The sequence below is a fragment of the Phreatobacter sp. GW821-FHT04C01 genome (assembly GCF_059420385.1).
On sequence record NZ_JBWKTP010000003.1, the window covers coordinates 126,562 to 148,927 of the forward strand.

At 67.1% G+C, this 22,366-nt stretch carries 20 protein-coding genes; 11 read left to right on the top strand and 9 right to left on the bottom strand.

Features of this window, described 5'->3' with window-relative positions:
- Positions 1–18 precede the first annotated feature (18 nt).
- The 6 genes from AC07WJ_RS12325 (at position 19) to AC07WJ_RS12350 (ending at position 7,128) form a co-directional block, all read left to right on the top strand.
- Positions 19–849: an amino acid ABC transporter ATP-binding protein gene (locus tag AC07WJ_RS12325; protein WP_494934886.1), complete on the top strand. Its 831-nt coding sequence runs from the start codon at positions 19–21 to the stop codon at positions 847–849.
- Positions 850–951: 102 nt separating this feature from the next.
- Positions 952–1,662 carry a GntR family transcriptional regulator gene (locus AC07WJ_RS12330; protein WP_494934887.1) on the top strand — a complete coding sequence of 237 codons (711 nt, stop codon included), beginning with the start codon at positions 952–954 and terminating at the stop codon, positions 1,660–1,662.
- 117 nt (positions 1,663–1,779) lie between these two features.
- The gene (locus tag AC07WJ_RS12335; protein WP_494934888.1) at positions 1,780–2,832 is read left to right on the top strand and encodes an Ldh family oxidoreductase; all 1,053 of its coding nucleotides are present in this window, start codon (positions 1,780–1,782) and stop codon (positions 2,830–2,832) included.
- On the top strand, positions 2,829–4,070 hold the full coding sequence (locus tag AC07WJ_RS12340; protein WP_494934889.1) for an NAD(P)/FAD-dependent oxidoreductase: 1,242 nt from the start codon (positions 2,829–2,831) through the stop codon (positions 4,068–4,070). Before AC07WJ_RS12335 ends, AC07WJ_RS12340 begins: the two co-directional genes overlap by 4 nt.
- Before the next feature lie 466 nt (positions 4,071–4,536).
- Positions 4,537–5,727: an NAD(P)/FAD-dependent oxidoreductase gene (locus AC07WJ_RS12345; protein ID WP_494934890.1), complete on the top strand. Its 1,191-nt coding sequence runs from the start codon at positions 4,537–4,539 to the stop codon at positions 5,725–5,727.
- 24 nt (positions 5,728–5,751) lie between these two features.
- Positions 5,752–7,128 (top strand): NAD(P)/FAD-dependent oxidoreductase, encoded by a 1,377-nt coding sequence (locus AC07WJ_RS12350; RefSeq protein ID WP_494934891.1) that lies wholly within the window; start codon positions 5,752–5,754, stop codon positions 7,126–7,128.
- A gap of 94 nt (positions 7,129–7,222) precedes the next feature.
- Here the strand turns inward: AC07WJ_RS12350 and AC07WJ_RS12355 are convergent, their stop codons facing one another.
- The 4 genes from AC07WJ_RS12355 to AC07WJ_RS12370 form a co-directional block, all read right to left on the bottom strand.
- The gene (locus tag AC07WJ_RS12355) at positions 7,223–9,562 is read right to left on the bottom strand and encodes a molybdopterin guanine dinucleotide-containing S/N-oxide reductase (protein WP_494934892.1); all 2,340 of its coding nucleotides are present in this window, start codon (positions 9,560–9,562) and stop codon (positions 7,223–7,225) included.
- A gap of 657 nt (positions 9,563–10,219) precedes the next feature.
- Positions 10,220–10,933, bottom strand: coding sequence for an ABC transporter ATP-binding protein (locus AC07WJ_RS12360; protein WP_494934893.1), 714 nt, complete (start codon positions 10,931–10,933; stop codon positions 10,220–10,222).
- Positions 10,930–12,690: a branched-chain amino acid ABC transporter ATP-binding protein/permease gene (locus AC07WJ_RS12365; protein ID WP_494934894.1), complete on the bottom strand. Its 1,761-nt coding sequence runs from the start codon at positions 12,688–12,690 to the stop codon at positions 10,930–10,932. The genes AC07WJ_RS12360 and AC07WJ_RS12365 overlap by 4 nt, the downstream gene beginning before the upstream one ends.
- A gap of 3 nt (positions 12,691–12,693) precedes the next feature.
- Positions 12,694–13,731, bottom strand: a complete 1,038-nt coding sequence (locus tag AC07WJ_RS12370; RefSeq protein ID WP_494934895.1) for a branched-chain amino acid ABC transporter permease — start codon at positions 13,729–13,731, stop codon at positions 12,694–12,696.
- 216 nt (positions 13,732–13,947) lie between these two features.
- Here AC07WJ_RS12370 and AC07WJ_RS12375 point away from each other — a divergent pair, with 216 nt between their 5' ends.
- From AC07WJ_RS12375 to truA, 4 genes are all read left to right on the top strand, one after another.
- Positions 13,948–14,457 (top strand): MarR family winged helix-turn-helix transcriptional regulator, encoded by a 510-nt coding sequence (locus AC07WJ_RS12375; protein WP_494934896.1) that lies wholly within the window; start codon positions 13,948–13,950, stop codon positions 14,455–14,457.
- A gap of 118 nt (positions 14,458–14,575) precedes the next feature.
- Positions 14,576–15,094, top strand: a complete 519-nt coding sequence (def, locus tag AC07WJ_RS12380; RefSeq protein ID WP_494934897.1) for a peptide deformylase — start codon at positions 14,576–14,578, stop codon at positions 15,092–15,094.
- A gap of 2 nt (positions 15,095–15,096) precedes the next feature.
- The gene (gene fmt, locus AC07WJ_RS12385) at positions 15,097–16,023 is read left to right on the top strand and encodes a methionyl-tRNA formyltransferase (RefSeq protein WP_494935581.1); all 927 of its coding nucleotides are present in this window, start codon (positions 15,097–15,099) and stop codon (positions 16,021–16,023) included.
- A complete protein-coding gene (truA, locus tag AC07WJ_RS12390; protein ID WP_494934898.1) occupies positions 16,023–16,820 on the top strand; it encodes a tRNA pseudouridine(38-40) synthase TruA in 798 nt (265 codons plus the stop codon). Before fmt ends, truA begins: the two co-directional genes overlap by 1 nt.
- A 325-nt stretch (positions 16,821–17,145) precedes the next feature.
- Here the strand turns inward: truA and dapE are convergent, their stop codons facing one another.
- The 4 genes from dapE to dapD form a co-directional block, all read right to left on the bottom strand.
- Positions 17,146–18,306, bottom strand: a complete 1,161-nt coding sequence (gene dapE, locus AC07WJ_RS12395) for a succinyl-diaminopimelate desuccinylase (protein WP_494934899.1) — start codon at positions 18,304–18,306, stop codon at positions 17,146–17,148.
- Positions 18,303–18,761, bottom strand: coding sequence for a DUF805 domain-containing protein (locus AC07WJ_RS12400; protein ID WP_494934900.1), 459 nt, complete (start codon positions 18,759–18,761; stop codon positions 18,303–18,305). Before AC07WJ_RS12400 ends, dapE begins: the two co-directional genes overlap by 4 nt.
- Before the next feature lie 120 nt (positions 18,762–18,881).
- The gene (locus AC07WJ_RS12405) at positions 18,882–19,349 is read right to left on the bottom strand and encodes a DUF805 domain-containing protein (protein WP_494934901.1); all 468 of its coding nucleotides are present in this window, start codon (positions 19,347–19,349) and stop codon (positions 18,882–18,884) included.
- 28 nt (positions 19,350–19,377) lie between these two features.
- Positions 19,378–20,220 (bottom strand): 2,3,4,5-tetrahydropyridine-2,6-dicarboxylate N-succinyltransferase, encoded by an 843-nt coding sequence (gene dapD, locus AC07WJ_RS12410; protein WP_494934902.1) that lies wholly within the window; start codon positions 20,218–20,220, stop codon positions 19,378–19,380.
- Between the two features lie 235 nt (positions 20,221–20,455).
- Here dapD and AC07WJ_RS12415 point away from each other — a divergent pair, with 235 nt between their 5' ends.
- Positions 20,456–20,986 carry a VOC family protein gene (locus AC07WJ_RS12415; RefSeq protein ID WP_494934903.1) on the top strand — a complete coding sequence of 177 codons (531 nt, stop codon included), beginning with the start codon at positions 20,456–20,458 and terminating at the stop codon, positions 20,984–20,986.
- 352 nt (positions 20,987–21,338) lie between these two features.
- Here AC07WJ_RS12415 and AC07WJ_RS12420 read toward each other — a convergent pair whose 3' ends face one another.
- Complete coding sequence (locus AC07WJ_RS12420; RefSeq protein WP_494934904.1) at positions 21,339–22,352, bottom strand: NADP-dependent oxidoreductase; 1,014 nt, start codon at positions 22,350–22,352, stop codon at positions 21,339–21,341.
- Positions 22,353–22,366 lie beyond the last annotated feature (14 nt).

Here is a 22,366-nt window from a genome sequence, read left to right on the forward strand (position 1 = left end):
TTAAGCTGTGAGTGAGCGATGACCGAAGTTCTGAAAGTCACGGACCTGCGCAAATCCTTCGGTGAGCACGAGGTCCTGCGCGGCATCGACCTCACGGTGAACCAGGGTGAGACGGTGGTGCTGCTCGGCTCCAGCGGGTCGGGCAAGAGCACGCTTTTGCGATGCATCAATTTCCTCGAGCCGCCGACCTCGGGCCGGGTCCATTTTCGCGGCAAGCCCGTCGGCACGATCAAGGAGGGGTCCAACCCGCCCGAGGTCGGTTACCGCGCCCGCGATCTGAACGAATTGCGGACCCATATCGGCATGGTGTTCCAGCAGTTCAATCTGTTTCCTCACCTGACGGTCGAACAGAACATCATGGTCGGGCCGATGAAGCTGCGTGGTCTCGCCAAGGACGCGGCACGCGAACGCGCCCATTTCCAGCTCAAGCGGGTCGGCATCGCCGACAAGGCGACGCAATATCCGGCCCGCCTTTCGGGCGGCCAGCAGCAGCGCGTCGCCATCGCCCGGGCGCTGGCGATGGAGCCTGACGTCATGCTGTTCGACGAGGCCACCTCCGCGCTCGACCCGGAACTGGTCGGCGAGGTGCTGATGGTCATGCGCCAGCTGAGCGAGGAGCGGATGACCATGATCGTCGTGACCCATGAGCTGGGCTTCGCCTATAACGTCGCCAGCAAGGTCGTCTTCCTGCATCAGGGCGTCATTCATGAAGAAGGCCCGCCCGACCAGGTGCTGGTCGCCCCGACCCAGGAGCGCACCCGCGAATTCCTCCGGGGCTTCCATCTGTTCCGGATCCCCGATCTGAAAGGCGAAGATCCTGCGGCCGAGAGCCGCATGGCGGCCAATTAGGCGAGGTTTTTCGACCAGACCGCTGCCTGACGGTCGATTTGGTCGTGCCCAGGGTGACACGATCAAGCTGTATCGCTAGGCATTGTTGGGCAACACCGAGACATGCACCGATCGATGACAGGTCCTTTAGCTCGCGGGCGCAGCGGCGCCAGTTCCGAACCGAAGCTCCCGGCGCCCGAACTGGTGCGCGAAGGCTTGCGCGAAGCGATCATGAGCGGCGAATTCGAGAGCGGCACGCTGCTGCGCCAGGATGCCCTGGCCGAGCGCTTCGGCACGAGCCGCATTCCGGTCCGCGAGGCGCTGCAAAAGCTCGAGGCCGAGGGGCTGGTCCGCATCCATCCCAATCGCGGCGCGGTGGTCACCCATCTGTCGCTGGAAGACGTGCTCGAATTGATGGATATCCGCATCGCGCTCGAGTGCCGGGCGCTGACGCTGGCCATCCCCAACATGACCGAAGAGGATATCGCGGCGCTGGAGGAGGATCTGCGCCTCTACGACCAGGAGGAAGACCCGCGCAACTGGCCGCGGCTGAACTGGAAGTTTCACCAGGCCATCTACGCCGCCTGCGATCGCCCCAAGCTGATCGGCATGATCGAGAGCAATGTCGAGCAGATCGGCCGTTTCACCAGCGAGCAGGTTTCGCTCGCCGCCGGCAAGAGGCGGCCCCAGGAGGAGCATTGGAACATCCTGGAGGCGTGCAAGCAGGGCAATGCCGAAAAAGCCGCGCGCCTGCTTCAGCAACATATCCAGCACACCCAGAAGTCGTTGCTGGCGGCGGCGCGGCGCGAGGGACTGATCCGTCCCCGGCGATAGGAGTCGCGGCATCGACGCCTCGCGACCGGCAAGAATTGTATCCAGGATGAAAGTTTTGGATATAATCTTGTGCTGTGGACGGCCTGATGCGCCGACGCGGACGGGAGCGCCTTTCGAATGAATTCGAGCCAATCCAAGCGGGTTTCGGTCGACGAGCTGGAAGGTCTTGTCAAAGCGGCTCTGTCGAGGGCCGGCATGGCGCCCGACAATGTCGGCCCGGTCGCGGCGACGATCGTCGCCTGCGAGCGCGACGGCGTGAAGAGCCACGGCATTCTGCGGCTGGCCGGTTTCGTGCACTCCCTCGAAATCGGCTGGGCCGACGGCACGGCGCGACCAGCGATCACGGGCGAGACGGCGAGCCTTCTCTCCGTCGACGCGCGGAACGGCTTCGCCCAGGTCGCCCTCGATGTCGCGACCCCGCGGCTGCTCGCCATGGCGGAGGCGTCGGGGGTCGCGGTCCTGCTGACCCGGAACTCGCATCACTTCGCGGCGCTCTGGCCTGACATCGAACCGTTCGCGGCGCGCGGCCTGGTCGCGCTGACCTGCGTCAATTCGAAGAAGCGGATGGCCGCCTGGGGTGGCGGCCGGCCGGTGACCGGCACCAATGCCATCGCCTTCGCCACGCCGAGGCCCGGCCATCCGCCGCTCGTCTGGGATCAGTCGTCGAGCGTGCTGTCGCAGGGCGATGTGCTGCTGGCCGCCAATGAAGGCCGCGCGGTGGCCGCCGGTGTCGGCTGCGACGCCTTCGGCCAGCCGACGACCTCGGCGTCCGACATCCTCGACGGTGGTGCCCTGCTGCCCTTTGGCGGCAGCAAGGGCGCGTCCCTCGCCGTCATGGTCGAGATCCTCGCCGCCGCCCTCACCGGCGGCCGCTTCGGTTTCGAGGACCAGTCGCCGGCCGGCCCGGCGACGACCTCGTTCGGCGGCCAGTTTCTTCTGCTGATCAATCCCGGGCGGGCTCAATCCGGTTTCGACGAACGGGTTTCGGCCCTTGTCGCGGCCATTCTCGATGCCGGGGCCAGCCGGTTGCCGGGCGACCGGAGATATCGGCAAAGGCGGATATCCGCGGCCGAAGGCATCGATGTCGACGCGCCGGCCTATGCGTCGCTGCTCAGCCTCGCGGGACGATCCGGCGGAGCGGCCGCTCAGACAAGCGGGCAGGGGTCATGAGCAGGGGAAACGTCACGGTCATCGGCGCGGGCATGGTCGGCATCTGCTGCGCCAGCTACCTGCAGCGCGCGCAATACCAGGTCACGGTGATCGATCCGCTGTCGCCGGGCTCGGCCTGTTCGTTCGGCAATGCCGGCGTGATCGCGCCGGGGGCCTGCCTGCCGCTGGCCATGCCGGGCATCTGGCGGCAAGTGCCGGGTTTCCTCATCGATCCGCTCGGGCCCTTGTCGATCCGCTGGCGGGATCTCGGCCGCTCATTGCCTTGGCTGATCGATTGGCTGCGGACATCCAGCCCGGGCGAGGCAAGACGGATCTCGGCCGCCATGCGGTCGCTTCACCGGCCGGCCTTCGACTGCCTCGAACCACTCCTGCGCGACGCCGGCGCGGCCGATCTCATCACGCGCAACGGCCAGCTCTATGTGAGCAGCCGCCGCGACGCCGTTCTCGGCAGTCCCTTGGCGATCGATCTGCTGCGCGAGGCCGGAGTGCGCACCGAGCATCTGGGCCCGGACGACGTCAGGCAGCTCGAACCGACCCTTGCGGAGATCAGGAGTGGGCTGCTCTTCCCCGATAACGGGCACGCGAAGAACTCCTATCGCGTCGTCCAGCGGCTCGCCGAGCATGTCGTGCAGCGCGGCGGCACCATCGTCGCGGACAGGGTGACCGGTTTCGACATTGCCGATGGCGACGTCACCACGGTCATCGGCGCCGGCGGACGATATCCCGCAGAAGCCATCGTGGTCGCCGCCGGCGCCTGGTCCGATCGCCTGGCCGCCCAACTCGGCACCAAGGTGCGTCTGATCGCCGAGCGCGGCTATCACGTCACCGCGGCCGATCCCGGCGCGATGCCGAACCGGGTGGTCAGCCATGTCGATCACCGTGTCGCGATCACCCCGATGGACATTGGCCTGCGGATCGCCGGGACGGTGGAAATCGCCAATGTCGACGCTCCGCCGAATTTCGCCCGCGCCAAGAAGCTCCTGGAGATCGGCCGTGCGGTGATGCCGCGCGCCCGCTTCGACCATGTCACGGAATGGATGGGGCCGCGTCCCTCCGTGCCCGACGGCCTGCCGGTCATCGACCGGTCGCCGCACCTGGGCAACGTCCTCTATGCCTTCGGCCACTCCCATTACGGCTTCATGGGCGCCGCCCCGACCGGGCGTCTGGTCGCCGAACTCCTCGCCGGCGAACCGCCCTTCATCGATTCCAAGCCGTTCGCGCTCGCGCGCCTAGCCTAGAGGTTGGTCGTCTCGAATTGAAGCGCACGGCACCACGGTCAGCCGTCCTTCGAGGCTCGCTTCGCTCGCACCTCAGGATGAGGAGTGTGGGGGCTTGCATGTAGGGCGGTGCAAAATGCACTCGTCCGTTCAAGCTTCATGAGCAGCATCAATGCCATACACCCACACCCCTCATCCTGAGGTGCGAGCGAAGCGAGCCTCGAAGGACGGCCGACCGAACTGCAACGCTTCGATCTGACACGATCACGCGCTAGCTCGGATCGCTGCGTTCCGGCGTCATCGCGAGGGCATGGCGGGCGGATTTCGATGACGGCGTATCCGATCATATTTTATCCACTTGATTTCATTTTGGATCCAAAATAGGAAAGGTGACGTGAGCGGCGACCGGCCATGCGCGAGGCTTTCGCGATGTCCTGTCGCGTGGTCTTGCGGCGTTTTCCGATGCCCATCGACGAGGGACAGGTCCATGGATCCGGCGACAAGCCAACCCAACTCGCGCGCCGACGTCACCATTATCGGCGGCGGCGCCATAGGGCTCGCGACCGCCTATTTCCTGGCGGTCCATCCCAAGCCCTGCTCGGTCACCGTGATCGAAAGAGACCCGACCTACGCACTTGCCTCGACACCCCGGGCATCGGGGGGAATTCGCCGGCAATTCGCGCGCGAGGAAAACATCCACCTGTCGAATTTCAGCATTCCCTTCTTCGACGGCTTCGAGGCCTTGATGGAGGTCGATGGCGAAAGGCCCTCGATCAACCTCAGGAAGCATGGCTACCTGTTCATCGTTCCGCCGGAGCACATGGCCAACCTGGAACGGAATTTCGCCAGGCAGCGGTCGCTCGGCGTCAATGTCGAGCTGCTGGATCGCGCCATGCTGCGCAGCGCCTACCCGTCCATGACGGTCGACGATCTCGGCGGCGGCGTGCGCTCGCCCGACGACGGCTGGCTCGATCCCTATTCGGTCCTGATGGGGCTGCGCCGGAAGGTGAAGAGCCTGGGCGTGACGCTTGTCGCCGACGAGGTGACCGGCATCGCCAGGCAGGGATCGCTGGTGCGCTCGGTTCAGCTGAAGTCGGGCGCGACGATCGCGACCGACGCCGTGGTCAATGCGGCGGGCGCCTGGGCCGCCGAGATCTGTGCCATGGTGGGGATGACTGTTCCGATCAGCCCCTTGCGGCGCTACGAGCACTATTTCGAGGCGGCGGAGCCGATCGAGCCGCTGCCCTATCTGAAGGACGTCAGGCGCCTTGCCTTCCGGCCGGAAGGCAAGGGCTATTCCGGCGGCGTGCCGACCCTGGACGAGCCGCGCGGCTTCAATTTCGAGGCCGATCACGCCTATTTCGAAGAGGTGGTCTGGCCTGCCCTCGCCCACCGTTTCCCGCAGTTCGAGCGGACGAAATGCAAGGCGACGCTGCCCGGCCTCTATGACCAGAACGATTTCGACGGCAACCCCATCATCGGGGCCTGGACCGGGCAATGCGGGAACTTCTTCCTGAATGCCGGCTATTCCGGCCATGGCCTGATGCATAGCCCGGGCAGCGGCCGGGCGATCGCCGAACTCATTCTCGACGGGTCGTTCCAGACCACCGACCTGTCGCGGCTCGGATGGAGCCGCGTGGTCGAGAACAAGCCCTATCCCGAGACCGGAATCATCTAGGCCCGGCCAACGATCGAGCGACACGTGACAGTTTCACCCGAACACCATTTCGATTCCGCCGTCATCGGCGCCGGCAATATCGGCCTTGCGGTTGCCTATTATCTGGTGACCCGCCATCACATCCGTGACGTGGTGGTCGTCGACGCGCTCAATCCGCTGAGCCTGACATCGGCTCAATCCGGCGAGAATTACCGCAACTGGTGGCCCAATCCCATCATGGCGGAATTCACCGACCACAGCATCGACCTGCTCGAGGAGATCGCCGGGCGGAGCGGCGACCGCATTCAGATGACCCGCCGGGGCTATGCGCTGGTGACGCGGCGCGCGCGGCCGGATGATCTCATCGACGAACTCTATGCCGGCTACGGATCCGATGCCGGGCGGATCATCCGGATCCACGATGGCGGCCCGGCGGCGAGCTATCAGGCGCCCGAGATCGACAACTGGCGGACATCGCCCGCCGGCGTGGACGTGCTGCTCGACAAGGCGCTGATCCGGCGCACCTTTCCCGGCTATGCGGATGATGTGGCGGCCATCCTGCACATCCGCCGCGCCGGGTCGATCAGCGGCCAGCAACTGGGCCAATATATGCTGGAGGCCATTCGCGCCGCCGGCGGCCGGCTGCTGCGCGGCAAGGTCGCCGGCATCGAGCGGGGGGCGGCATTCCGGCTCGACCTGGAAACGGCCGACGGCCCGCGGGCGATCGCCGCCGGCCGGGTCGTCAATGCCGCGGGGCCCTATTTCGCCGATATCGCGCGGATGCTGGGGGAGGAACTGCCTGTCTCCTGCGTCTTTCAGCAGAAGATCGCCTTCGAGGACCGCGAAGCGGCGATCTCGCGCAAAATGCCTTTCACCATCGACCTGGATGGCCAGGAGATCGCCTGGACCGACGAGGAACGGCAGATCCTGGGCGAGGATCCCTCGACCGCCCGTTTCCTGAAGGCCATGCCCGGCGGCATTCATTGTCGCCCCGATGGCTCCGAGGACGGCCAGTGGATCAAGCTCGGATGGGCCTATAATCACAACGCCAGCGATCCGCATGCCGACGACCCGATCGATCCTCAATTTCCCGACATCGTCCTGCGCGGGGCAAGCCGTCTTCATCCCGGGCTGAAGCGCTATATCGGCCGCCTGCCGCGCAACGCGCATCACTATGGTGGCTATTACACCCTGACGGAAGAAAACTGGCCGCTGGTCGGCCCGATGGCGTCCCCGGGCGCCTTCATGGCCGGCGCCTTGTCCGGCTTCGGCACCATGGCCGCCTGCGCCACCGGCGAATTGTGCGCGGCCTGGGTCACCGGCAAGGCCGTGCCCGACTATGCACGCACGCTGACCCTCGCCCGCTATGGCGACCCGGCGCTGATGGCCAGGATCGCGTCCGAGAAAAAGGGCCACCTGTAGCGCTTGACCGCTGCAGATTGGAGCGTTGCGCTCGCGGGCTGCGCCCCTGCGAGGTCTCGCAGGGCGGCGAATTCAGGCGCCTTCCAACGCCTGCTCAGGCAGCCGCTACCGCCACCGGTGGATCATAGGCCTGGATCGGCGGCAGATTGCCGTCGAAGCGCTGGACCTCGACCGTGGTGATCTGGCCGGTGCAGCCTTGCGCCAGGGCCGAGGTGCCGATGTCGCGGGTCAGCACATTGGGATTGCCGTGGACGCAGAGCGCGTTGTCGTCGTCCGGGTCGGCCGGATCGTACCAGGCGCCGGTCGGCAGCTGGATCACGCCGCGGCAAATGTCCTCGGTGACGCGGACGCCGGCGAGACAGGCGCCGCGCTCGTTGAACAGCTTGATGATGTCGCCGTCGCTGATGCCGCGCGCCGCCGCATCGGCCGGATGCATCTGGGCGACCTCCCGGCCGCGATGCTTGGAATCCGCGCTATGCCCGCCGAAATCGAGCTGGCTGTGCAGCCGCGTCGCGGGCTGGTTGGCGACCAGGAACATCGGCGTGCCCGGACGGGGCGCCTCCACCCGTGGCAGCCAGGTGGGATGGCCCGGGCAGTCCGGCTCGTCATAGCTGGCGATGGTCGCCGAGAAGATCTCGATCTTGCCGCTGGGCGTCGGCAGCGGATTGGCGTCCGGGTCGTCACGGAACCGGCGTAGCATACCACCGTCGTCGGGAAGCTGGGGCAGCCTCATGCTGCCGGCGGCCCAGAATTCGTCGAAGCTTGGTGCGGGAAGCCCCTGTTCGGCAAGCGCCGCGCGGGTCGGCTCGTAGAGATATTCGAGCCACTGGCGGACCGTGCGGCCCTCGGTGAAGGCCTCGGTCGCGCCGAGGCGCTCGGCCAGGCCCGAAAAGATCGCGTAGTCGTCGCGGGCCTCGCCGAAGGGCTCGACCACCGGCTGCATGGCGACCATCAGCGGGTCGTTGGAACTGCAGCCGATATCCTCGCGCTCGAGCGTCATGGTGCAGGGCAGCACGATATCGGCATGGCGCGCGGTCGCGGTCCAGGCGAGTTCGTGCACCACCAGCGTATCGAGCCGGCCGAAGGCCTTGCGCAGGCGGTTCAGGTCCTGGTGGTGGTGGAACGGGTTGCCGCCGGCCCAATAGACCAGCCGGATGTCCGGATAGGTCTTGGTCTGGCCGTTATAGCGGTATTGCGTGCCGGGGTTCAGCAGCATGTCGGCGATGCGCGCGACCGGAATGAATTCGGCCACGCCGTTGCGCGCCTGCGACAAGGTTGGCCCGGGCACGGCATTGTAGCGCCGGCCGTAATAGCCGATGGCGCCGAGCGCATAGGCGTAGCCGCCGCCGGGCAAGCCGATCTGGCCAAGGGCCGCGGCCAGCACCGCACCCATCCAGACCGGCTGCTCGCCGAATTCAGCGCGCTGCAGCGAATGCGACACCACGATCACCGCGCGCCGGCCGTGCAGGCGGCGGGCGAGCGTGAGGATGGTCTCGGTGGCAATGCCGGTGAGGCCGGCGGCCCAGGCCGCGTCCTTGGGCTGGCCGTCGGTTTCGCCGAGGAGATAACGCTCGAACACTGGCCAGCCCACGGTATAGCGATCGAGAAAGGCGCGATCGTGCCGGCCTTCGACCACCAGCGTATGGACCAGCGCCATCATCAGCGCGGTATCGGTGCCGGGAACGACGCCCAGCCATTCGGCGCGGGCCGCCTCTGGCAGGTCGCTGCGCAACGGCCCGGCCAGCACGAATTGGCAGCCGCGGGCGCTGGCGCGTTCCATGGCGCCGCGCTCGACATGTTCGCTGATGCTGCCGCCGGCGACCATGCTGTTCTTCAGCGCCATGCCGCCGAAGGCCAGCACGATGTCGCTGTGCTCGGCGATCTGGTCCCACGAGACGTTGCGCTTGGTGATCTCCTCGTAGCCGCCGAGGATCTGCGGCAGCAGCACCGACGAGGCGCCGGAGCTGTAGCTGTTGACGGATCGGACATAGCCGCCGAGCGCGGTGTTGAGAAAGCGGTGGATCTGGCTCTGGGCGTGGTGGAAGCGCCCGGCGCTGGCCCAGCCGTAGGAACCGCCGAACACGGCGCCCGGGCCATGGCTGTCGCGGACGCGGGCGAGTTCCGCGCCCAGGAGGTCGAGCACCGCATCCCAGGACATCGGCACGAATTCGTCGCGGCCGCGCCGGCTGTCCGGTCCGGGGCCGCGTTCCAGCCAGCCGCGGCGCACCATGGGCTGAGCGATGCGCGCCCGATGCCGGAGCGCGGCCGGAAAATTGTCGAGGATGCCGTTGGGATCGGGATCGCCGGGATGCGGCCGGACGTCGAGCTTGCCGTCCCTCCAGCGGGCCGAAAAGACGCCCCAATGGGAGGTGTGAGGCGTGAAGCCATCCGCGTCCCTGGCCACGGAACCGCTGAGATCAAGGCCATCGGCCATCAAAAAATCTCCTGAAACGGGCGCAATATGATCGTCGGGCCGGCAAAGTCAGGTGCGCCAGGACGGCGCGCTCTTTGCATTGTGCAGATTGTCGCGCGCTTGGCCACGCCGTCGGTAGGGCATCAGGGTCGCGCCTATGTAGGACCCGCTTGCAGGTTCGGGACAAACGCATCCAGCGTATTGTGACGTTTCCGCTTGCGACGTGGCGAGCCCTGCGACGAGACCGAAGCGCCAAACGGAATTTGCGGGCTGCGCTGACCGGCTAACGAATGGCTTTCACCGTGCGCAACTTACAGTTTATTATCGTCTGGAGGCGATCCTTCCTGGACAAAGCGGCCTGGGGGTCGACGTGCTCAGATTCCTAAGGAACGAACTCAGGCTCAAATTTTGGTTTCTAGGGCTCGCGGCCCTTTCCTTCTTGGCGCTTCAGCTCATCGGCAGCGTCAATAGCGTTACCAGCGTCGTTGCGATGCTTCTGTCGTTCCTGGTCGCCGTTTGGATCGACTATCGCGCGCGCCTTGCGGAGGCCCGACCTGGCTCATCGGACGAGTCACGGAAATCCTACGAAGAGCGTTTTGGGTCGGGCCGGATAGAGTGCGGCTATGCGACGCCGACTGGCCTTGTCCGCCGCGGGTGGGAGAGTCTGCGGCGGCCCCGCTAATGCCCGAGGCCGAGATAGCTCTCCGCGATCCGTGGGTCGCGTGCGAGCTCGGCCGACGGACCTTCCAGGCTGATCCGGCCGAGCTCCATCACATAGGCACGGTCGGCGGCATTGAGCGCGGCGCGGGCGTTCTGTTCGACCAGCAGGATCGCCACGCCGGTGGCCCTGAGGTCGGCGATGACGGTGAAGATGTCGGCGACGATGCGTGGGGCGAGACCCAGGCTCGGCTCGTCGAGCATCAGGAGCCTTGGCCGGCTCATCAGGGCCCGGCCCATGGCGAGCATCTGCCGCTCGCCGCCGGACAGCGTGCCGGCGAGCTGGGTCCGACGCTCCTTCAGCCGCGGAAAGCGATCGAACACCGCGGTGAGCGTATCGGCTGACGTTCGCCGGTCGACGCGGAAACCGCCGAGCACCAGGTTGTCCTCCACCGTCATGGTGCCGAACAGCTCGCGTTTCTCGGCGACCAGGCAAAGCCCGAGGCCGACCCGGTCCTCGGCTTCGACGGCTGCCATGTCGCGGCCGTCGAAATGGATCTTTCCATGCGACGGCAGCAATCCGAGCGCGGCATTGAGCAAGGTGGTCTTGCCGGCGCCATTGGCGCCGATGACGGTGACGATCTCGCCGGCGCCGACCCTGAGCGAGACGCCGGTCACCGCCTCGACATGGCCATAGGCGACCGACACGTGATCGATGGTCAGGATGTCGCTCATTCCGGGGCTCCCAGATAGGCGGCGAGCACGGCCGGGTTCTGCTTGATCGCGGCCGGCGGCCCCTCGGCGATCTTGGTGCCGAAATCGAGCACCACGATATGGTCGGTCAGGTTCATGACGAAACCCATGTCGTGCTCGACCAGCAGCACCGAGACGCCCTCGCCGCGCAGCTGCCGGAGCAGTTCGGACAGCGCCGCCTTTTCCAGGTGGCGCAGGCCCGCCGCCGGCTCGTCGAGCAGCAGGAGATCCGGATCGAGGCAGAGCGCGCGGGCGATTTCGACGATGCGCTGCTGGCCGAGCGCCAGCGAACCCGCCGGCTTGTGCATGTGTTCGGCGAGGCCGACCCGGGCGATCTGGCGCGCGGCCTCGGCGATCAGCCGCTTTTCTTCCGCACGGTCGAGCCGCAGCAGGCCCTGGATGAAGCCGGCCTTGCCGCGCAGATGGGCGCCGAGCGCGACATTGTCGAGCACCGACATCTCGGGCAGCAGCTTCACGTGCTGGAAGCTGCGGGCGATGCCGAGCCCGGCGATCGTCTGCGGCCGCTGGCCGCCGATCGGCTGGCCGGCGAAGGTCACGCCGCCCGAGGTGATGCCGAGCACGCCGGTGATCAGGTTGAAGGTGGTGCTCTTTCCCGCGCCGTTGGGCCCGATCAGCGCGACGATCTCGCCGCGCTTGACCTGGAACGACACGTCGTTGACCGCGACCAGACCGCCGAAGGTCTTGCGCGCCTGGGCGACCGCCAGCAGCGGCTGGGTTGTCGCCTTCGGGCGCGCGGCCAGCGGCGCGGCCTCCCGGTCGACCGAAGGCGGTGCGGGCTCGGGGAACAGCGCGACGATGCGCGGCCACAGGCCGTCGCGGGCGAATTGCAGGATGGCGACCAGCAGCACGCCGAACACGATGGTCTCATATTGCGCCGACGTGCCGAACAGGACAGGCACGATCCGCTGCAGCGCGTCCTTCAGCAGGATGACGAGGGAGGCGCCGACCACCGCGCCCCAGATCTGGCCGGCGCCGCCGACCACCGCCATGAACAGATATTCGATGCCGGCATTGACCCCGAAGGGGGTGGGGTTCACCGCCCGCTGGACATGGGCGTAGAGCCAGCCGGACAGGCCGGCGAGCAGGGCCGCATAGACGAAGACCAGGAGTTTCACCCGCGCTGGCTCGATGCCGAAGGCTTCCGCCGCGATCCGGCCGCCGCGCAAGGCCCGGATCGCCCGGCCGGTGCGCGAGTCCAAGAGGTTGGTGGTGACGATCGCCGCCAGCACGACGAAGCCCCAGATCACGTAATAGACCGCCTGCGGCTCGATCAGCGACCAGCCGAAGATCGACAGGGGCGGCACGCCCGAGATGCCGTCATGGCGGCCGAGCAGCTCGATCTTGCCGAACAGGTAATAGAGCGAAATGCCCCAGGCGATGGTGCCGAGCGGCAGGAAATGGCCGGACAGGCGAACCGTGACGAGGCCGAGCACGACCGCGGCGAGCCCGGTGACGATCAGCGCCACCGGCAGGGCCGCCCAGGGGTCGAAACCGAACCGCGTGGTCAGGACCGCCGAGGTATAGGCGCCGAAGCCGCAAAAGGCGGCCTGGCCGAACGAGGTCAGGCCGCCGACACCGGTCAGCAGCACCAGGCCCATGGCGACCAGCGCGGCCAGCCCGATATTGTCGAGCAGGGTGATCCAGAACACCGACAGTCCCGGGATGAGCGGGATCACCGCCAGGATCGCGACGAAGATGATCAGAGCGAAACGGCGCATCGCCTAATCCTCCTCGTCGGCGTGGGGATTGGCGAAAGACCGCCAGATCAGCACCGGCAGGATCAGCGTGAACACGATGATCTCCTTCATGTCGCTGGCCAGGAACGAGGCGAGCGCCTCGACCACGCCGACGACGATGGCCGCCGCCGCGGTCAGGGGATAGCTGACCAGGCCACCGATGATCGCCGCGACGAAACCCTTCAGGCCGATCAGGAAGCCGGTGTCGTAATAAAGCGTGGTCATCGGCACGACGAGAATGCCGGAGACCGCGCCGATGACCGCGGCCAGGGTGAAGGCGAGGCGCCCGGACAGGCTGAGGCGGATGCCGACGAGGCGCGCGCCGACACGGTTGATGGCGGTGGCGCGCAGGGCCTTGCCGGTCAATGTCCGGCCGAAGAACAGGTAGAGTGCGACGATCAGCACGCTGGTGACAGCATAGATGCCGAGGCTCTGTCCGGTCACCACGATCGGCCCGAGCGGCACCACGGCGCTGGAGATCGGCGGCGCGCGCAGGCCCTCGGCGCCGAAAAAGACCAGGCCGAGCCCGGTCATGGCGAGATGGACGCCGACCGCGGTGATCAGCAGCACCAGCACGGAGGACGCGGCGATCGGCTGAAAGGCGACGCGGTAGAGATAGGGGCCGATCGGCGCGATGATCGCTATGGTCAGGGCGACATTGACCGCGGTGCCGGCCTGGGCTGCCACCGCGAGCTGGGTCAGGCCGAGGATCGCCAGCGGCAGGAGCAGCTTGAACAGGGCTTCACGGCCGGTGCCGGCGAGGTCGAGCGCCTTGCGCCGTGACGCCATCTCGACCAGGAAGGCGGCGATGCCGAACACCACCACCATGAAGGCGGTGCCGGGCATTTTGCCGGCTTCGAGCAGCGCGAAGGTCATGCCGCCATAGGCGACGAACTCGCCCTGGGGCACCAGGATCACCCGCGTCACCGCGAAGACCAGGACGAGGGCGAGACCCAGGAGCGCATAGATGGCGCCGTTGGTGATGCCGTCCTGCAGGAGAAAGAGAAGGATTGTCGTGTCCATGGCTCACGACAGTCCCGCGAATTGCACCGAGACATGGCCCGCGCGGCCGGATATTGCTCCGGATCGGCGCCTGGCGCTGGCGCACCGATGATGCCTCGGCATATCCCCTCCCATGGTATCTTTCTTATAAATTCGATATAGTATATAACTATTCCGTTCGCAAACGAATTCGATCGATCGCCTCGCGGGGCATCGCGAGCGGAACGACCGGGAGGCATGGACAAGGTGCGACGAGCCAAGGCAGCGAGCGGAGCGGGATCGGGTGGCGATGCGCCGGAGACGGAGTTCGTGGCGCCGGCGGATGCGGTCCGGCTCGACATGGGGCCGCTGTCGGGCCTGGTCGGCTACGTCCTGCGCCGCGCGCAGCTGTCGGTCTTCGAGGATTTCATCAAGTGCTTCGAGCCATTGGGCCTCAGGCCGGCGCAATTCAGCGCGCTGGTGCTGATCGACGCCAATCCCGGCCGCAGCCAGCGCGAGATCGCCGCCGCGCTCGGCATCCAGCGGCCGAACTTCGTCGCCATGATGGACCAGTTCGAGCAGCGCGGGCTGGCGCGGCGGCTGCGCTCCGACACCGATCGGCGCACCCATGCCCTGGTGCTGACCGCGGAAGGCAAGCGGCTGCTCGCGGAGGCGGTCGAGGTGGTGGCGGTTCACGAGGCGCGGGTGACCTCCCGATTGGGCGCGAAGGGCCGCGATGCGCTGCTGAATCTGCTCGCCCGTCTCTGACCGGCCGGCCGCCGGGGCGTTGACCCCCGCGCCGCGGACGCTTAACTCAGGCGCAACAGTCCCTTGTTCCGCGCGGTGACGCCCCTGTCGCCGCCGATCCAATCCAGACGACACGTCCATGGCCATTCGCGACATCATTTCCATTCCCGACCCGCGGCTCAGGCTCGTCAGCGAGCCGGTCGAGCGCATCGACGCCGAGATCAAGGCGCTCGCCGCCGACATGCTCGACACCATGTACGAGGCGCCGGGCATCGGGCTCGCGGCCATTCAGATCGCCGTGCCGAAACGGTTGTTCACCATCGATCTCGCCCGCAAGGACGAGGAGAAGAAGCCGATGGTACTGATCAACCCGGAGATCACCTTCACCTCCGAGGACATGGCCGTCTATGAGGAGGGCTGTCTCTCCATCCCCGAATATTACGAGGAGGTCGAGCGCCCGGCGCGCTGCGGCGTGCGCTATCTCGATCTCGAGGGGCGGACCATCGAGATGATGTGCGAGGGCCTGCTGGCGACCTGTATCCAGCACGAGTTCGACCATTTGAACGGGGTCCTGTTCATCGACTACCTGTCGCGGCTGAAGCGCGAGCGGGTGGTCAAGAAATTCACCAAGGCGGCCAAGCGCGAGGCCATCGGGTGAGCCTGCGCGTCGTCTTCATGGGCACCCCGGATTTCGCGGTGCCGACATTGTCCGAGATCATCGGCCAGGGCCATGAGGTGGTCGCGGTCTATAGCCGGGCGCCGAAGCCGGCCGGCCGCGGCCTCGAGGAGACGAAGACGCCGGTGCACGGCCTGGCCGATCGTTTCGGTATCCCGGTGTTCACGCCGAAGACCCTGCGCGATCCGGCGGCGCAGGCCGATTTCGCAAGCCTCGGCGCCGATGTCGCCGTGGTCGTCGCTTATGGCCTGATCCTGCCCGCGGCCGTGCTCGAGGCGCCGGCGCTCGGCTGTCTCAACCTGCACGGCTCATTGCTGCCGCGCTGGCGGGGTGCTGCCCCGATCCAGCGCGCCATCATGGCGGGTGACGCCGAGACCGGCGTCATGGTGATGAAGATGGACGAGGGGCTCGATACCGGCCCGGTCGCCATGGTCGAGAAGATCGCGATTTTCCCCGACATGACCGCCCAGGAGCTGCACGACCGGATGAGCGGGCTCGGCGCCGACCTGATGGTCCGGGCGCTCGCCGCGCTCGACCGCGGTTCGCTGAATTTCGTGGCGCAGGCAGCCGACGGCGTCACCTATGCCGCCAAGATCGACAAGGCCGAGGCGCGCATCGACTGGTCCAGGCCATCGGACGAGGTGCACAACAAGGTGCGCGGCCTGTCGCCTTTCCCCGGCGCCTGGTTCGAAGCCGATCTCGGCAAGGGCCGCGAGCGGGTCAAGGTGCTGCGCTCGGCCCGTGCCGACGGTTCAGGGGCGCCCGGCGCCGTCATCGACGATCAGCTGACCATTGCCTGCGGATCCGGCGCGATCCGCCTCGTCGAGGTCCAGCGTGCCGGCGCCAAGGCGATGCGGGCTGATGATTTCCTGCGCGGTGCCAAGCTCGACGCCGGCGCCCGGCTCGGCTGATGCCCCGCTACAAGCTCACCATCGAATATGACGGTGGCCCCTATATCGGCTGGCAGATCCAGGGCGCGAGCTTCGGCCGTTCGGTGCAGGGCGCCCTGGTCGAGGCGGTCGCCGCCTTTTGCGGCGAGGACGTCAAGGTCAACGGCGCCGGCCGCACCGATACCGGCGTCCATGCGCTCGGCCAGGTCGCCCATATCGATCTCGCCCGCGACTGGCCGAACCGGGTCGTGCGCGACGCCATCAACCGCTTCCTCAAGGACGATGCCATTGCCGTGCTGGCCGCCGAGCGGATGGCCGACGACTTCGATGCCCGGTTCTCGGCGGTCCGCCGCCACTATCTCTACCGCATCGTCGACCGCCGGCCACGCCTGACGCTCGACGCCAGGCGGGCCTGGTGGTCGCCGCGCCGGCTCGATGTCGCGGCCATGCAGGCGGCCGCCGACCGGCTGATCGGCCGGCACGACTTCACCACCTTCCGCGCCACCGAATGCCAGGCGAAGTCGCCGGTGAAGAACCTCGACCGGTTCGACGTGGCGCGCACGCCGGACGGCATTGCCTGCACCCTGTCGGCGCGCTCCTTCCTGCACAACCAGGTCCGCTCCATGGTCGGCACGGTGAAACTGGTCGGCGAAGGCTATTGGACGCCCGACGACGTCACCAAGGCCCTGGAAGCCCGCGACCGCAAGGCCTGCGGCACGGTCGGCCCGTCGCATGCCCTCTACCTGACCAAGGTCGATTATCCCGACAGCTGGATCGCGCTGCCGGAGCGGCCGGACACCGATCAGACCGCGAAATAGCAGTCGCTGAAACCGGACGGTGAGGCACCGCTCCTGAAGCCTCGGATCAAAGTCCTGCAGCTCGGTCAGCCGTCCTTCGAGGCTCGCAAAAGCTCGCACCTCAGGATGAGGTGGGGAAGTGAACTGCATCAGGGTTGCTCATGAGGCGCAGACCCCTACGCTCATCCAGCACCCCGCCGCTGCTGCAATGCTCCACATTCCTCATCCTGAGGTGCTCGCGCCCTTGCGCGAGCCTCGAAGGACGGCCAACCGCGCTGCAACGCTTCGATCCGACACGATCACACACTGGAGATCACGTCGCGAAACCCCGTGGGAAACGCAGAGATCAGCCTCCGAAATAGCGGTCGATGATCCGCCGGTAGATGGCGGTGAGCGCCACGAGGTCGGCCACCGGCACGCGCTCGTCGACCGCGTGCATGGTCTGGCCGACCAGGCCGAACTCGATCACCGGGCAATAATTCTTGATGAAGCGCGCATCCGAGGTGCCGCCCGAGGTGGAGAGCTTCGGCTTGATGCCGGTGACCTCTTCGATGGTCGCCTGGACCATGTCGACGAAGGCGCCGGGCTTGGTGAGGAAGGATTCCGAATTGCCCCGGGCATAGGCGACGCCGGCGCGGATGTCGCCCTCGGCGGCGGCCGCGACCGCCTCGGCGATCCAGGCCTCGAGGCTTCCCGTGCTGTGCTGGTCGTTGAAGCGGATATTGAGCCGCGCCACCGCCTTTTGCGGAATGATATTGGTCGCGCCATTGCCGACATCGATCGAGGTGACCACGAGATTGGACGGATCGAAATGCGCGGTGCCGGCATCCAGCGGCTTGGCGGTCAGCCTCGCGAGGATCGCGAGCAGAGCCGGGATCGGGTTGGCGGCGAGATGGGGATAGGCGACATGGCCCTGGCGGCCCTCGACGGTGATGACCGCCGAGAGCGAGCCGCGCCGGCCGATCTTGATCATGTCGCCGAGACGGACCGGATTGGTCGGTTCGCCCAGGATGCAATGATCGAAGCGCTCGCCGCGCTTGGCCGCCCAGTCGAGCAGCTTGACCGTGCCGTTGACCGACGGACCTTCTTCGTCGCCGGTGATCAGGAAGCTGATCGAGCCCTTCGGCTTGCCGCCATGGGCGGCGACATGGTCGAGGGCCGCCGCCACGAAGCAGCCTATGCCGCCCTTCATGTCGACGGCGCCCCGGCCATAGAGCACGCCGGCATCGATCGCCCCGGCGAACGGGTCGTGGCGCCAGGCCGCGGCATCGCCCGGCGGCACGACGTCGGTATGACCGGCGAAGACCAGATGGGGGCCGTGCGAGCCGATCCGGGCATAGAGGTTTTCGACGTCGGGCGTGCCCGGCTCCGAAAAGGTCACGCGGTGAACCGTGAAGCCGCCGCCGCGCAGCGTCGCTTCGAGCAAGGTCAGCGCGCCGCCCTCGGCCGGTGTGACCGAGGGACAGCTCAGGAGCTTGGCGGTGAGTTCGATCGGGTCGGTGGTCATATGGCCTGGGATGCGAGGGGATCGGGGCCGTAGCGGTTCGGCCCGGTGGTGCCCTGGAAGAAGCCGAGAACGACGATCAGCGCAATGGCGGCGATCGCCAGGATCGGCAGGATGACGAAGGTCAGGAAGCCCAGGCCGAAGAAACTGAACATCGACATGACCGTGATGGCGACGGAGGCGGCCATGAACGCCTGGACATAGGTCTGGGGATAGTCGAGGTCGTTCGAGCGCTTCAGCGACAGGCAATAGGTCGGATAGGTCAGGACCAGCGAGAGCAGGCCGGAGAGAAAACGTCCGCCGATCAGGCCGAGGAACCACCCGACGATCAAATTGACCAGGAACAGCGCGACGATGCCGATCCAGAAGTCCTGGCGGGCGATTCGGCCGTCGAATGTCAGCAGCAATTTCTGGAATTCGGGGATCAGCTTCTGAGGGTCGAGATTCTGGAAGTCCATTCGGGTCTCCATGGGATCGTGTCGCCCGGCGGCGACACTCGCAACCGCACGACGCAAGGTCAACGGTTCATTGCGGGCCCGATTGTTTCAGTCTCGCGGGCTCTCGCCCGGGCGATTGTTTCAGTCCAGGGGGTTGGGGCCGAAGCGGTTGGCGCCGGGCTCGCCCGGCATCAGGCCGAGATCGATGACCAGCACGATCATCGAGGCGAGCACGGCGATGCCGAGCGTCACCAGGGCCGGCTTCATGTCGCCGCCGTCTTCCAGATAACCCAGCACCTGCAGGAAGCTGACCAGGAAGGCCGGCAGGAAGAACACCAAAAGATAGAGTTCCGAACGGCCACGGTCGTGGGTGCGCTTGGCGGCGAGCGCCAGGGACGGATAGAGGAAGGCCAGGCCGACGACCGCCGAGGCCGGATTGCCGCCGATGTCGAAGGCCAGCCGGTCGCCGAAATAGGCGGCGATATTCAGCGCGATGGCGGCGACCCAGAACGGCAGGCGCGAGATGCGCCCGTCGAACGAGAACAGGAGATAGCTCCAGGCCGCCGGTTGCAGCCAGATCCGCCTTTGGGTCCAGTCGACCTTGGCCATCAGATCAGGACCACCGGGGGGCCGCGCATCAATCGCGCAGCAATTCGTTGATCGCGGTCTTGGAGCGGGTCTGCGCGTCGACCTTCTTGACGATGACGGCGCAATAGGTCGACGGCCCCCAGTTCTCGCCGGGCAGCGCCTTGCCGGGCAGGTTGCCCGAGACCACCACCGAATAGGGCGGCACGCGGCCGACATGGATCTCGCCGGTGGCCCGGTCGACGATCTTGGTGGAGGCGCCGATGAACACGCCCATGGAAATCACCGAGCCCTCGCCGACGATCACGCCCTCGACCACCTCGGAACGGGCGCCGACGAAGCAATTGTCCTCGATGATGACGGGGCCGGCCTGCAGCGGCTCGAGCACGCCGCCGATGCCGACGCCGCCGGACAGGTGGACGTTCTTGCCGATCTGGGCGCAGGAGCCGACCGTTGCCCAGGTATCGACCATGGTGCCCTCGTCGACATAGGCGCCGAGATTGACGAAGGACGGCATCAGCACCACGCCCTTGCCGATGAAGGCCGAGCGGCGGACGATGCAGTTCGGCACCGCGCGGAAGCCGGCCGGCCCGAATTCATTGGCGGTCCAGCCCTCGAACTTCGACGGCACCTTGTCCCACCAGGTCGCGCCGCCCGGGCCGCCCGAGATCGCGGTCATGTCGTTCAGCCGGAACGACAGCAGCACGGCCTTCTTCAGCCATTGATGCACGGTCCAGCCATCGGCGCCCTTGGAGGCGACACGCACCTCGCCGCGGTCGAGCATCAAAAGCGCGGCGTCGACGGCCTCGCGCACCTCGCCCTTGGTCGCGGCATCGACGGATGCGCGGTTCTCGAAAGCGGTTTCGATGACCGACTGGAGCTGTGCATGCGACATGGGCGTCTTCCGTGCTCGAACTGATGACCGAGGGCGGTTGTCCGCGCGCGCCCGCATGCTGTCAAGCAAGCTGATGCGACTTTTTCCCGTATCATTCCCGGTCGGGCCCTGGCCGACGGCGCGATTGCATCGATGCAGGAATCGGCTTGCCGGGCTCGCGCCGCGGAGCATCGCAGTCCATTTATGGCCCAACGCGCCGCGTGATCGTCGGCGAATCCGGTTCCGGAGGTTCCCAATGTCCGCCAACAAGCTCGTCATGACCGAAGCGGCCCGCGCCCCCGTCGCGGCGCGCACGCGCATCGGCCATGTTCATCTCAAGGTCGCCGACCTCGACCGCTCGCTCGCCTTCTACCGCGACCTGCTCGGCTTCTCCGTCACCCAGCGCTACGGTTCGCAGGCGGTGTTCCTGTCGGCCGACGGCTATCACCACGACATCGGCCTCAACACCTGGGAGAGCAAGGGCGGCAGCCCACCGCCGCCGGGCTCCACCGGCCTCTATCACACGGCCATCCTCTATCCCGACCGGGCGTCGCTCGGCGATGCGCTGCGCCGCCTGGTCGAGGCCGGCGTCAAGCTCGACGGCGCGGCCGACCACGGCGTCAGCGAGGCGCTCTATCTGACCGATCCCGACGGCAATGGCGTCGAGCTCTACCGCGACCGGCCGGAGGCCGAATGGCCACGCAACCCGGACGGCACGCTGGCCATGTCGAACCGCCATCTCGACCTGCAGGCCTTGCTTGATGATGCCGCCCCGAAGGTTGTCTGAGGCGAGCCGTATCTCGCTGCGCGCTCAGAGGCCATTTGAGATCTCCACCCCGGCAATTCGCCACCGTTGGTGAGCCCCGTGCTTGGTCCCGGCCTTCCGCGGCTTGTCGCGGCAGCAAGTCGTGGGTGCCCGGCCCAAGGCCGGGCAAGACGAGGTGTGTCGTCTTGTGAGCGTTCCGGTTCGCAGCCGGCCAGACCCGCGGCGGCGGGACGCTGGGGGGCGGCCCTTGTTCGTCTTGGCCGGGCTTGGCCCGGCCATCCACGAATTGTCGTCCCAGCAGGTCCTGGATACCCGGCCCAAGGTCGGCCAAGACGACGTGCGTGCTCGCTTAAACGAATTCTCGAACGGGCTCTCAGCCCTGCAGCCGGATCAGCCGCTTGCCCCGGTTGTCGCCGCGATAGAGCCCGTCGATCGCGCCGGGCGCCGTGTCGATGCCGTCGAGAATGTCCTCGGCATAGGCGAGACGGCCCTCGCGCACCCATTGGGCCAGCCGCTTCACGGCTTCCTCGTAGCGGGCCTGGTAGTCGAACACCAGGAAGCCCTGCATGCGCGCGCGCTTGACCAGCAGGTGACGCTCGACCCTGGGTCCCGACGGCCAGCTGTCCCAGCTGGAAACGGACGCCGTGCCGCAGATCACCACCCGGGCGCGCAGGTTGAGATGTTTCAAGACGGCGTCGCTGATCCGCCCGGCGGTATTGTCGAAATAGACGTCGACGCCGTCGGGACAGGCCGCCGCGATCGCCGCGTCGAGATCATTGCTCGTCTTGTAGTCGATCGCCGCGTCGAAGCCGAACTGGTCGAGGCATTGCGCCACCTTGGCGGCGCCGCCGGCGATCCCGACCGTGCGGCAGCCGGAGAGCTTGGCGATCTGGCCGACCGCGGAACCGACCGAACCCGCGGCGGTCGACACCACGACGGTGTCGCCGGCCCGCGGCTCGCCGACTGCCAGGAGGCCGAAATAAGCGGTGACACCGTTCAGCCCGAGCACGCCGAGCGCCAGCGACAGCGGCAGGTCGGTTTCGGTGACCTTGCGGGTGACCGCCTGGGCGCCGACCACGGCCAGCTCCTGCCAGCCGAACAGGCCGGTGACCTTGTCGCCCTCGGCAAAGCCCGGATGGCGTGATGCCACGACCTCGCCGGCGGCGAAGGCGCGCATCACCTCGCCGATGCCGACGGGGGTCGAATAATTGGCGACCGCGCTGACCCAGCCGCGCATGGCCGGCTCGACCGAGAGATAGTGGTTGCGCACCAGGATCTCGCCGTCGCCGAGCGCCGGCACGGGGTTTTCGACGATTTCGAAATGCTCCGCCTTGGGAATATCGGCGGGGCGGGCCTTGAGCCGGACCTGGCGGTTCAGTTGCGACATGATGGTCACCTGAG

Excerpts from the sequence above, each read along its gene's own strand:
- AC07WJ_RS12325 (WP_494934886.1), top strand. The coding sequence starts at position 19 with ATGACCGAAGTTCTGAAAGTCACGGACCTGCGCAAATCCTTCGGTGAG.
- AC07WJ_RS12330 (WP_494934887.1), top strand. The coding sequence starts at position 952 with ATGCACCGATCGATGACAGGTCCTTTAGCTCGCGGGCGCAGCGGCGCC.
- AC07WJ_RS12335 (WP_494934888.1), top strand. The coding sequence starts at position 1,780 with ATGAATTCGAGCCAATCCAAGCGGGTTTCGGTCGACGAGCTGGAAGGT.
- AC07WJ_RS12340 (WP_494934889.1), top strand. The coding sequence starts at position 2,829 with ATGAGCAGGGGAAACGTCACGGTCATCGGCGCGGGCATGGTCGGCATC.
- AC07WJ_RS12345 (WP_494934890.1), top strand. The coding sequence starts at position 4,537 with ATGGATCCGGCGACAAGCCAACCCAACTCGCGCGCCGACGTCACCATT.
- AC07WJ_RS12355 (WP_494934892.1), bottom strand. The coding sequence starts at position 9,562 with ATGGCCGATGGCCTTGATCTCAGCGGTTCCGTGGCCAGGGACGCGGAT.
- AC07WJ_RS12360 (WP_494934893.1), bottom strand. The coding sequence starts at position 10,933 with ATGAGCGACATCCTGACCATCGATCACGTGTCGGTCGCCTATGGCCAT.
- AC07WJ_RS12365 (WP_494934894.1), bottom strand. The coding sequence starts at position 12,690 with ATGCGCCGTTTCGCTCTGATCATCTTCGTCGCGATCCTGGCGGTGATC.
- AC07WJ_RS12370 (WP_494934895.1), bottom strand. The coding sequence starts at position 13,731 with ATGGACACGACAATCCTTCTCTTTCTCCTGCAGGACGGCATCACCAAC.
- AC07WJ_RS12375 (WP_494934896.1), top strand. The coding sequence starts at position 13,948 with ATGGACAAGGTGCGACGAGCCAAGGCAGCGAGCGGAGCGGGATCGGGT.
- def (WP_494934897.1), top strand. The coding sequence starts at position 14,576 with ATGGCCATTCGCGACATCATTTCCATTCCCGACCCGCGGCTCAGGCTC.
- truA (WP_494934898.1), top strand. The coding sequence starts at position 16,023 with ATGCCCCGCTACAAGCTCACCATCGAATATGACGGTGGCCCCTATATC.
- dapE (WP_494934899.1), bottom strand. The coding sequence starts at position 18,306 with ATGACCACCGACCCGATCGAACTCACCGCCAAGCTCCTGAGCTGTCCC.
- AC07WJ_RS12400 (WP_494934900.1), bottom strand. The coding sequence starts at position 18,761 with ATGGACTTCCAGAATCTCGACCCTCAGAAGCTGATCCCCGAATTCCAG.
- AC07WJ_RS12405 (WP_494934901.1), bottom strand. The coding sequence starts at position 19,349 with ATGGCCAAGGTCGACTGGACCCAAAGGCGGATCTGGCTGCAACCGGCG.
- dapD (WP_494934902.1), bottom strand. The coding sequence starts at position 20,220 with ATGTCGCATGCACAGCTCCAGTCGGTCATCGAAACCGCTTTCGAGAAC.
- AC07WJ_RS12415 (WP_494934903.1), top strand. The coding sequence starts at position 20,456 with ATGTCCGCCAACAAGCTCGTCATGACCGAAGCGGCCCGCGCCCCCGTC.
- AC07WJ_RS12420 (WP_494934904.1), bottom strand. The coding sequence starts at position 22,352 with ATGTCGCAACTGAACCGCCAGGTCCGGCTCAAGGCCCGCCCCGCCGAT.